A 10,698-nucleotide genomic window follows, 5' to 3' on the forward strand; every position below is an offset into this window, starting at 1 on the left:
GGCAGGCCGATGCGGAACCTGATCAGGGGCGGCGCTGGACGGAGGATCGCATGCGCGCCTCGCTGAGCGGACTGCACGTGCTGCTCTCGACGGAGGCCGCGCGCGGCCTCTGGGGCTACACCCTCGAACTCGCCGCGGGCCTCTCGGGGCGCGGCGTCTCCACCACCCTCGCGGTCCTCGGGCCGGCCCCCAGCCCGGAGCAGACGGCCAGCGCCGCGGCGATCGCGGAGTGCCGGCTCGTCGTGACGGGCCTGAGCCTCGACCCGGCCGCCCCGGACGGCACCGCCCTGCGCGAGGCGGCCGACGCCATCGCGGGCCTCGCCTGGCGGCTGCAGGCCGATATCGCGCACCTGCACGATCCGGCCCTGATCGCGGGCGGCGGCATCCCGATCCCGACCGTCGTGACCTGCCACGACTGCGCGGCGACGCGGTGGGCGACCCTCGAGGAGGCGCCGCTGAGCCCAGACCTGACCTGGCAGCGCGACCTCGCGGCGGAGGGCCTGCGCGCGGCCGACCTGCTGATCGCGCCGACCCACGCCTTCGCGGAGCTGACCGCCGCCGCCTACGGTCTCGAGGCCCCGCCCCTGGTGGTGCGTCCCGGCCGGCGCGCGCCCGGGCCGGTCTCGCCCTGCCAGGGACTGCCCCTCGTCCTCACCAGCGGCCGGCTCTGGGACCGGGGCCGCAACCTCACGGCCCTCGACCGGGTCGCCGAGGGCCTGCCCGTCCCGGTCCAGGCCGCGGGGAGCATCGAGAGCCCAGAGGGCGAGCGCGTCGCGCTGCAAAGCGTCCAGGCCCTCGGTCCGATCCCGGCGGCGGACCTCGCCGCCCGCCTCGCGGCACGGCCGATCTTTGCCTCGCTCTCCCGCTACGAGCCCTTCGGGCTCGGTGTGCTGGAGGCGGCGCAGGCGGGCTGCGCCCTGGTCCTCTCCGACATCCCGACCTTCCGCGAACTCTGGGAGGAGGCCGCGATCCTGGTCCCGCCCGACGATGCGGCGGCGGCGGAGCGCGCCATCACCGGGCTCCTCGCCGACCGCGACCGCCGCCGCCGGTTCGGCGAGGCGGCGCGGGCCCGCTCGGAGCAATACGGCCGCGAGGCCGCGCTCGACGCGATCGCGGCCGTCTACGCGACGCTCAGCGCGCGCCTGCCGACGGGCGTGGCCGCCTGAGGGCCCGCTTCGTCGTGCCGGCGAAGCGCTCCGGTCAGGTCCCGGGTCGGCGGCGGCCGTTCATGCCGCGCATCAGGGCGGCCGCCGCCGCGACGCCCGCCGTGGTCCGGCCGATCCGGTCGAAGGCGCGGGGCGCGTCGGGCGGATCGTCGGTGCGGACCTCGAGTTGCCCGGCATCCATCTCGGATCAACCTGTGCAATCGAGGCCATCGGGCAATGGTTTTGCGTCGCATCGGCTCCTGTTGCCGAGCTTGGCACCAGCATCGAGCCAAGATTAGCCTATTTTCATTGAGAAATTCGATCGAATACTCAGGACGATGTGCTGATGGGGGGATGTTCTCCGGGCGTGCATCGACCGGAGGGGATTTCGTCGGCTTCCGCTGCCAGGTCGGCTGCCGCGAGCCGGCCTGTGAAGGGCGCGCCGGTCCGTGCCCGGCACCGGACGACGTCCATCCCACACCGGCGCGGGCCGCTTCGAGAACGCACCCCGAACCCGCATGCGCTTCACGGCCGGTCGGTCCGCGTGGTCGAGGACCACCCGGCCGCCTCAGGCGAAGCGGCCGCCGCGCTGGATCACCTCGATCTTGTAGCCGTCCGGATCGGTGGCGAAGAAGAAGCGCGCCAGGGCCTCATCCGCGTGCTTCAGGGTCTTGACCGGCGTGGCGGGCAGGCCCTCGCGGGCGAAGCGGGCCTGCTCGGCCTCGACGTCGTCCACCGTCACGGCGATGTGGCCGTAGCCGTCGCCGAGATCGTAGGGCGTCGTGCGGTCCTTGTTGACGGTCAGCTCGAGCTCGAAGGGCGAGGCCGGATCCCGCAGGTAGATCAGGGTGAAGTCGGGGAAGTCGAAGCGGTCGGCGACCGCGAGGCCGAAGGCGCGGGCGTAGTAGTCGCGCGAGCGGGACTCGTCGAGGACGCGGATCATGGCATGGACGGGTTTCGACATGGGCGACCTCTCATGGGCTCTCGGCGGCGGGGGCCACGCCTGAGGCGGGCCCCGGGACCTTCCGCGATCTCAACCGGGCGTCAACCGCGCAGGCGTCAGATGGGCCGATCCGCCGCGAGAGGATGACCATGCCCCTGAGCCCCGCCTCCGACCTGACCCTGCCGGGCGACGCCGCCCTGCGGGCCGCGATCGACGCCTGGCAGGACGGGCTCGCCCGCGAGCGGCGGATGGCCCCGAACACCGTCGAGGCCTACGCGCGCGACCTGCGTCAATTCCTGGTGCACCTCGACGGGCGCCAGGGCACGCCGACCATCGCCGGCCTCGTGGCCCTCAAGCCCCGCGACGTGCGCGGCTTCATGGCGGCGCGCCGGGCCGACGGCGTCGGGGGCCGCTCCCTGATGCGGGGGCTCGCGGGCGTGCGCTCCTTCGCCCGCCACCTCGAGCGCGAGGGGCATTCGAGCGTGGCGGCCCTCGGCGCGGTGCGCTCGCCCAAGGTCGAGCGGCGCCTGCCCCGCCCGCTGCCGGTGCCCGCGGCCCGGGCCATCACGACCGCCGACCTGCGGGCCGGCGAGGACCGGGCGCCCTGGATCCTCGCCCGCGACGCCGCGGTGCTGGCGCTGCTCTACGGGGCGGGCCTGCGCATCTCCGAAGCCCTCGGCCTGACCCGGCGGGATGCGCCGGTGCCGGGCGTGGACGCCGTGACGGTGCGCGGCAAGGGCGACAAGGCGCGCATGGTGCCGATCCTGCCCGTCGTAGCGCAGGCGGTGGCGGATTACCTCGCCGCCTGCCCGCACGATCTGACCCCCGAGGGGCCGCTCTTCGTCGGGGCCAAGGGCGGCGTGCTCTCGCCGCGCGTCATCCAGTACGCGGTGGCCTCGCTGCGCGGCGCCCTCGGCCTGCCCGCGAGCGCGACGCCGCACGCCCTGCGCCACTCCTTCGCGACGCATCTCCTGGCCCGCCGCGGTGAGTTGCGGGCCATCCAGGAACTGCTCGGACACGCTTCCCTGTCGACCACGCAGCTCTATACCCAGATCGACGCGGCCCGCCTGATGAGCGCCTTCGATGCTGCACATCCGCGCGCCGCGCGGCGGGCCTCACCTTGATCAGGGGTGAAATTTTCCCCGCGCGCATTCTGGAGATTGGTCCAGTCGCGCGCCAGAATTGGGCAAAACCTGACATCCAGATTGCAATGGCGAGGATATTTTCAAGTTAAGGTGGCGCTTACATTTGACCCGCTAAGGTGGCCCCGACCTGATCTCGATCCCGTTGGAAGGCCATGCCGGACCCTCTCACCGACATCCGCGCAGCGCCCCGGGGCGCCTCATCGGCGACCGTGCTCATCGCCGACGCCGATGCCAGCCGGCGCACGGCCCTCGCGGCGATCGTCCGCCGGTTCGACCCCGCGGCGCAGATCACGGAAGCGGCCTCGGGCCAGGAACTCATCGACATCATCCTGACGAAGCGTCCGTCGCTCGGCTTCGTCGGCCTGCAGCTCGACGGCCTGAGCGGCCCGGAGGCCGTGGCGCTCGCGCGCAAGCGCGGGGGCAACCTCCCCTGCCTCGTCTTCGTGGCGGCGCGCGTCTTCCCGCAATGGCAGGAGCTCGCCCAGAGCCTGCAGGCCTACGAGGTCCTGAAGATCCCCCTCGACCCCGACCATATCGACAGCCTGCTCCAGGCCAATGCGCGCCGCCAGGAGCCGACCTCGGTGCTGCTCGCGGCCTCCTCCGAGGCCGGCCGCAGCATGATCGGCCGGGTGCTGACCCGCAGCGGCTTCAACCTCGTGGTGGACGAGACCGACAGCGGGCGTCACGCCCTCAAGCTCCTGCGCATGGGCGCCTACAGCCTCGCCTTCATCGACGCGAACCTCGCGGGCCTCGACGGGCTCGAGCTCGCCTGCCAGGTCCAGTCCCTGAACCTCGACACGCGCCTCACCCTGATGACCACCGGCGACCCGGAGCCGATCGCGCACGCGGCGCGCTATTTTGGCGTCTCCTTCGTCCTGAAGATGCCGTTCTATGCCCGCGACATCGACCTCGCGCTGCACCATGCCCTCGGCCTGCGCCGGCCCTACCTGCTGAACGCGCTCACGGCTCCGCCGGCGCCGACGGCCCTCCTGCGCGTCGCCGACCTCGCGCCGACCCGGCGCTCGGCCTGAACGGGCCGGCCGCCGGGACGATCTTCCCCCGGGAGGGAGCGCGTTCCGAGCCCGGATCCGAAGACGGCGCCCGAAGCCGCCGTGGATCGATCCGCAGACGGCCCGAGGCTCCCTAGATGTGGATCGCCCGCTTGCCGACGGCGAGCGCCGCTTCCTTCACGGCCTCGGTCAGGGTCGGATGGGCGTGGCAGGTCCGGGCGACGTCCTCGGCGCTGGCGCCGAACTCCATCGCCACCGCCACTTCGGCGATGAGGTTGCCCGCATCCGCGCCGACGATGTGCACGCCGAGCACCCGGTCGGTGGTGGCATCCGCCAGGATCTTCACGAAGCCGTCCGTGGTGTGGTTGACCTTGGCGCGGCCGTTGGCCGTGAAGGGGAACTTGCCGGCATTGTAGGCGATGCCGTCCTTCTTCAGCTCCTCCTCGGTCTTTCCGACCGAGGCGACCTCCGGGAAGGTGTAGACCACGTTCGGGATCACCCCGTAGTTCACGTGGCCGGACTGGCCGGCGAGCAGCTCGGCCACCGCCACGCCCTCGTCCTCGGCCTTGTGGGCGAGCATCGGCCCCGCGATCACGTCGCCGATGGCATAGATGCCCGTGACGTTGGTGGCGTAATGGCTGTCCGTCTGGATCCGGCCCTTGTTGTCGACCTGCACGCCGACGGTCTCGAGCCCGAGCCCCTCGGTGTAGGGCACGCGGCCGATCGCCACGAGCACGACGTCGGCCTGCAGCTTCTCGGCCTCGCCGCCCGCGGCCGGCTCCACCGTCACGGTCGCGCCCTTCTTCCCGACCTCGACGCCGGTGACCTTCGAGGACAGCTTGAAGGCGATGCCCTGCTTGCCGAGGATGCGATGGAACTGCTTGCCGACCTCGCCGTCCATCCCGGGCAGGACCCGGTCGAGATACTCGACCACCGTCACCTCGGAGCCGAGGCGGCGCCAGACCGAGCCGAGTTCGAGGCCGATCACGCCCGCCCCGATGACCACGAGCCGCTTCGGGACGCTCGCGAGCTCCAGGGCGCCCGTCGAGGAGACCACGACCTTCTCGTCGATGGTGACGCCGGGCAGCTTCGTCACGTCGGAGCCGGTCGCGATGACGACGTTCTTCGTCTCGAGGAGCTGGTTGCCGCCATCCTCGGCGATCACCTCGACGCGGCCGGCACCCGCGAGGCGGCCGGTGCCGCGGTAGCTGTCGACGCCGTTCTTCTTGAGCAGGAACTCGACGCCCTTGGTGTTGCCGGCGACGCCCTCGTCCTTGAAGGCCATCATCTTCCTGAGGTCGAGCTTGGGCTCGCTCACGATCACCCCGAGATCGGCGAAGTGCTTGCCCGCCTCCTCGAAGGCCTCGGAGGCGTGGAGCAGGGCCTTGGAGGGGATGCAGCCGACATTCAGGCAGGTGCCCCCGTGGGTCGCCCGCTTCTCGACGACCGCCGTCTTCAACCCGAGCTGGGCGGCCCGGATGGCGCAGACATAGCCGCCGGGGCCGGTGCCGATGACGACGAGATCGTAGCTGCTCATGGTGTGCGGTCTTCCTTCTCGTCGCTTCGGGCCGGCCGCGGGCACGCGGCCGTTCCCTCGGACCGGACGCTCTCGCCGCCCAGGCCGCCGGTTCGGTGGTGCGGCCCCTCCCCATGATCGCGGCGAGGAGCCGGTCCGCGGCCGGTCCAGGCCGCTGTCAGCGCGCCCCCTCCCGGTGTGCCGGGAAGGGGCCGATGAAACGATAGATGGCGTTTCAGGACGTCCGTATTACAGGTCCGGGACGCGATGACGGATCACAGGTCGAGGACGAGGCGGGCCGGATCCTCGAGCGCCTCCTTGACCCGCACCAGGAAGGTCACCGCCTCCTTCCCGTCCACGATGCGGTGATCGTAGGAGAGGGCGAGATACATCATCGGCCGCGCCTCGATCTTGCCGGCGCGGACCACGGGACGCTCCTCGATCCGGTGCATCCCGAGGATGCCCGATTGCGGCGCGTTGAGGATCGGGGTCGACATCAGCGAGCCGTAGATGCCGCCGTTGGTGATCGTGAAGGTGCCGCCCTGCATCTCGTCGATGGAGAGCTTGCCGTCGCGGGCCTTCTTGCCGAAGCCCGCGATCTTCTTCTCGATCCCGGCGATCGAGAGGTCGTCGGCATCGCGCACCACCGGCACGACGAGGCCCTTATCGGTGCCGACCGCGATGCCGATGTGGTAGTAGTTCTTGTAGACGACGTCCTGCCCGTCGATCTCGGCATTGACCGCCGGCACGTCCTTCAGCGCCCCGATCACCGCCTTGGTGAAGAAGCCCATGAAGCCGAGCTTCGTGCCGTGCTTCTTCTCGAAGATATCCTTGTACTGGGCGCGCATCGCCATCACGGCACCCATGTCGACGTCGTTGAACGTCGTGAGCATCGCGGCGGTGTCCTGCGCCTCCTTGAGGCGGCGCGCGATGGTCTGGCGCAGCTTCGTCATGCGCACGCGCTCCTCGCGCGCGGCATCGTCCGGCGCGGAGGGCGCGCGCGGCAGCGTCGGCCTGGCCTCCTTGGCGGGCGCCTGCTGGGCCGGGCCCTTGGCCAGCGCGGCCAGCATGTCGCCCTTGGTCACGCGGCCGTCCTTGCCGCTGCCGTTGACCCCCGACGGATCGACGCCCGATTCCCGCGCGAGCTTCGCCACCGCCGGACCGTTGTCGCCCGACGGGCGGGCGCCGGCGGGCGCGGCGTCGCCGTGGTTGCCGTAGCCGGCGGCCGATTCCCTGGCAGGCGCCTCCTCGACGGCCCTGGTCTCGGCGGCCTTGTCCTTCGGCGCCTCGCTGCGGCTCTCCGCCTTGGTCTCGGACTTGGTGTCGGGCTTGGCGGCTTCCTTGGGGGCTTCCTTGGAGGCTGCCTTAGCCCCCCCCGCGCCGGCCTCGACGATCGAGCCGAGCAGGGCGCCGGGCTCCACGGTCTCGCCGTCCTTGACGAGGATCTCGCCGAGCTCGCCGGCCGCCGGCGCGTTGACCTCGAGGGTGACCTTGTCGGTCTCGAGCTCGACCAGCGGCTCGTCGGCCGCCACGGTGTCGCCCGGCTTCTTGAACCAGCGGCCGATGGTGGCCTCGCTCACGGATTCGCCGAGCGTCGGGACAAGGATATCGGTTGCCATGGGTCTTCACGCCGGGGTTGGGGCCGGCTCGCCGGCCCGGAAGGGGAGGCGGCGCCGGCTCCCGGCGCCGTCAGGTCAGGTTCGCAGACGGCTCAGACCGCCAGGGCCTCGTTGAGGAAGGCCTGGAGCTGGGCCTGGTGCTTGGACATCTGGCCGACCGCCGTGGAGGCGGAGGCCGGACGGCCGACGTAGCGCACCCGCTTCACCGCGGCGCCGGCCTGGCCGAGCACCCATTCGAGATAAGGCTCGACGAAGGCCCACGCGCCCATGTTCTTGGGCTCCTCCTGGCACCAGACCACCTCCGCGTTGCGGAAGCGGCTCATCTCGGTGGCGAGCGCCTTGAGGGGGAAGGGATAGAGCTGCTCGACCCGCATCAGGTAGACGTCGTTGACGCCGCGCTTCTCGCGCTCCTCGAACAGGTCGTAATAGACCTTGCCCGAGCAGAGCACGACGCGCCGGACCTTGTCGTCCTTGACGAGCTTGACGCCGCCCTCCTCGTGCTCGGCGTCGTCCCACAGGATGCGGTGGAAGGTCGAGCCCTCCGCGATCGCGTCGAGGGAGGAGACCGCCCGCTTGTGGCGCAGCAGCGATTTCGGCGTCATCAGGATCAGGGGCTTGCGGAAGTCGCGCTTCAGCTGCCGGCGCAGGATGTGGAAGTAGTTCGCCGGGGTCGAGCAGTTGGCGACCTGCATGTTGTCCTCGGCGCACATCTGCAGGTAGCGCTCGAGGCGGGCGGAGGAATGCTCCGGACCCTGGCCCTCGTAGCCGTGCGGCAGCAGCATCACGAGGCCGGACATGCGCAGCCACTTGCGCTCCCCGCTCGAGATGAACTGGTCGACCACGACCTGGGCGCCGTTGGCGAAGTCGCCGAACTGCGCCTCCCACAGGACGACGGCGTTCGGCTCGGCGAGCGAGTAGCCGTACTCGAAGCCGAGCACCGCCTCCTCGGAGAGCATCGAGTTGATGACCTCGAGATTCGCCTGCCCCTCGCGGATGCCGTTGAGCGAGGTGTAGCGCTGCTCGTTCTCCTGATCGATCACCACGGCGTGGCGCTGCGAGAAGGTGCCGCGCTCGACGTCCTGGCCCGAGAGGCGGACCCGGTGGCCTTCGAGGAGCAGCGAGCCGAAGGCCAGGGCCTCGGCGCTCGCCCAGTCGATGCCGACGCCGGTCTCGACCGCCTTGGCGCGGTTGTCGAGGAAGCGCTGGATGGTCCGGTGCAGGTGGAAGCCGGGGGGCGCCTGCGTGATCCTCTGGCCGATCTCGCGGAGCGTGTCGGCCGGCACGCCGGTCTGCCCGCGGCGGGGATCGTCGACATCCTCGCGCACGGCCTTGAAGCCGGACCAGCGCCCGTCGAGCCAGTCGGCCTTGTTGGCCTTGTAGTTGCCGGCCACGTCGAGCTCGCCGTCGAGGAGCGCGCGGAACTCGGCCTTGCGGGCGTCGAGGGCCTCCTGCGTCACCGCGCCGGATTCCACGAGCTTGCGCCCGTAGGTCTCCAGCACCGTCGGGTGCTTGCGGATGCGCTGGTACATCTTCGGCTGGGTGAAGGCCGGCTCGTCGCCCTCGTTGTGGCCGAAGCGGCGATAGCAGAGCATGTCGATGACGACGGGCTTGCCGAACTTCTGCCGGTACTCGGTCGCGACCTTCGCGGCGAAGGTCACGGCCTCCGGATCGTCGCCGTTGCAGTGGAAGATCGGTGCCTCGACCATCTTGGCCACGTCCGACGGGTAGGGCGAGGAGCGCGAGAAGCGCGGATCGGTGGTGAAGCCGATCTGGTTGTTGATGATGAAGTGGATCGAGCCGCCGGTGCGGTGGCCCTTCAGGCCGGACAGGCCGAAGCACTCCGCCACGACGCCCTGGCCCGCGAAGGCGGCGTCGCCGTGGATCAGGAGCGGCAGCACCTTCTTGCGGTCGACATTCGGCTTGGCGAGCTGGTCCTGCTTGGCCCGCACCTTGCCGAGCACCACCGGATCGACGATCTCGAGGTGTGACGGGTTGGCGGTGAGCGAGAGGTGGACGTTGTTGCCGTCGAAGGCGCGGTCCGAGGAGGCGCCGAGATGGTACTTCACGTCGCCCGAGCCCTCGACCTCGGCCGGAGAGGCCGAGCCGCCCTTGAACTCGTTGAAGATCGCCCGGAAGGGCTTGGCCATCACGTTCGAGAGCACGTTGAGGCGGCCGCGATGGGCCATGCCGAGCACGATCTCCTCGACGCCGAGCGCCCCGCCGCGCTTGATGATCTGTTCGAGCGCCGGGATCATGCCCTCGGAGCCGTCGAGGCCGAAGCGCTTGGTGCCGGTGTATTTCAGGTCGAGGAACTTCTCGAAGCCCTCGGCCTCGATCAGCTTGTTCAGGATCGCGCGCCGCCCTTCGGGCGTGAACGAGATCTCCTTGTCCTTGCCCTCGATGCGCTCCTGGATCCACGCCTTCTCGGCGGGGTCTGAGATGTGCATGAACTCGACGCCGAGGGTCTGGCAGTAGGTGCGCTCCAGGATCTTGACGATCTCGCGGATCGTCGAGAATTCGAGGCCGAGCACGTTGTCGAGGAAGATCGGCCGGTCCCAGTCGGGTTCCTGGAAGCCGTAATGCTGCGGGTGCAATTCCTCGTGGTCGCCGCGGGGGGCGAGGCCGAGGGGATCGAGCTTGGCGTGGAGGTGGCCGCGCATGCGGTAGGCGCGGATCAGCATGATCGCGCGGACCGAATCCTTGGTGGCCTGCTCGACGGAGACGCCGGTCTTGGCGACGACCGCGGCGCCCTCGCTGGCACCGGGCTTGGCCTCGCCCTTGGCGCGGATCTTCTCGCCGACGGCCTTCTCCAGGGTGGCCCAGTTGCCGTCGAGGGCCGAGACGATCTCGCCGTTGGCGGGCACCGGCCAGTTCGGCTTCTGCCACGAGGCGCCGGCCGCGTTCTTCTCGACGAGGCTGCCGTCCTCGCCGAGCGACTTGAAGAAGGTCTGCCACTCGGGGTCGACCGATCCCGGGTCACGGGCGAACGCCGCCTGGAGTTCCTCGATATAGGCGGCGTTGCCGCCGTAGAGGAACGAGGTTTCGAGGAGCGCTTCGTTCACGTCCTGACGTGCCATCGTCCGTCCATCCTGCCGCTGCGCGGGGCTCGCTCGACCGCGCCGGCGATCGGTTCCCGCTCACATGTCCGTCCGCATCCTTCGCGGGCGGCGCACAACCGCACCTGAATGCGCTGGGTTCTGATATGGGTTTCGCGCGGATGCGTGCGCTGCAGGGCAGCCGCGCGGGTCGGGTTCAGCCCTTGAGGCGATCGATGAGGGTTGAGCCGAGGCGGGCGGGCGAGGGCGAGACCCGGATGCCGG

Annotated in this window: 8 protein-coding genes; 3 read left to right on the forward strand and 5 right to left on the reverse strand. The window is 70.7% G+C overall.

What is annotated here, in order from left to right; genetic code table 11:
* The first annotated feature begins 50 nt into the window (after positions 1 to 50).
* Positions 51 to 1,166 carry a glycosyltransferase family 4 protein gene (locus F6X51_RS14755; protein ID WP_150964428.1) on the forward strand — a complete coding sequence of 372 codons (1,116 nt, stop codon included), beginning with the start codon at positions 51 to 53 and terminating at the stop codon, positions 1,164 to 1,166.
* 34 nt (positions 1,167 to 1,200) lie between these two features.
* Here the strand turns inward: F6X51_RS14755 and F6X51_RS27935 are convergent, their stop codons facing one another.
* On the reverse strand, positions 1,201 to 1,347 hold the full coding sequence (locus F6X51_RS27935; protein WP_191970126.1) for a hypothetical protein: 147 nt from the start codon (positions 1,345 to 1,347) through the stop codon (positions 1,201 to 1,203).
* Between the two features lie 366 nt (positions 1,348 to 1,713).
* The gene (locus F6X51_RS14760) at positions 1,714 to 2,109 is read right to left on the reverse strand and encodes a VOC family protein (RefSeq protein ID WP_150964429.1); all 396 of its coding nucleotides are present in this window, start codon (positions 2,107 to 2,109) and stop codon (positions 1,714 to 1,716) included.
* 128 nt (positions 2,110 to 2,237) lie between these two features.
* Between F6X51_RS14760 and F6X51_RS14765 the strand changes: the two genes are divergently transcribed.
* Positions 2,238 to 3,212, forward strand: a complete 975-nt coding sequence (locus F6X51_RS14765; protein ID WP_150964430.1) for a tyrosine recombinase XerC — start codon at positions 2,238 to 2,240, stop codon at positions 3,210 to 3,212.
* A 173-nt stretch (positions 3,213 to 3,385) separates the two neighbouring features.
* The gene (locus tag F6X51_RS14770; protein WP_150964431.1) at positions 3,386 to 4,264 is read left to right on the forward strand and encodes a response regulator; all 879 of its coding nucleotides are present in this window, start codon (positions 3,386 to 3,388) and stop codon (positions 4,262 to 4,264) included.
* A 112-nt stretch (positions 4,265 to 4,376) separates the two neighbouring features.
* On the opposite strand, the gene lpdA is transcribed toward F6X51_RS14770, so the two are convergent.
* The 3 genes from lpdA to F6X51_RS14785 all read right to left on the reverse strand — a co-directional run bounded on the left by lpdA (position 4,377) and on the right by F6X51_RS14785 (position 10,455).
* Positions 4,377 to 5,780 (reverse strand): dihydrolipoyl dehydrogenase, encoded by a 1,404-nt coding sequence (lpdA, locus tag F6X51_RS14775; protein ID WP_150964432.1) that lies wholly within the window; start codon positions 5,778 to 5,780, stop codon positions 4,377 to 4,379.
* 254 nt (positions 5,781 to 6,034) lie between these two features.
* Entirely contained in the window at positions 6,035 to 7,378 is a 1,344-nt protein-coding gene (gene odhB, locus F6X51_RS14780) for a 2-oxoglutarate dehydrogenase complex dihydrolipoyllysine-residue succinyltransferase (RefSeq protein ID WP_150964433.1), read from the reverse strand.
* Between the two features lie 92 nt (positions 7,379 to 7,470).
* On the reverse strand, positions 7,471 to 10,455 hold the full coding sequence (locus F6X51_RS14785; protein ID WP_150964434.1) for a 2-oxoglutarate dehydrogenase E1 component: 2,985 nt from the start codon (positions 10,453 to 10,455) through the stop codon (positions 7,471 to 7,473).
* Positions 10,456 to 10,698 lie beyond the last annotated feature (243 nt).

The sequence above is a fragment of the Methylobacterium planeticum genome (genome assembly GCF_008806345.1).
In the GTDB taxonomy this organism is placed as follows: domain Bacteria; phylum Pseudomonadota; class Alphaproteobacteria; order Rhizobiales; family Beijerinckiaceae; genus Methylobacterium; species Methylobacterium planeticum.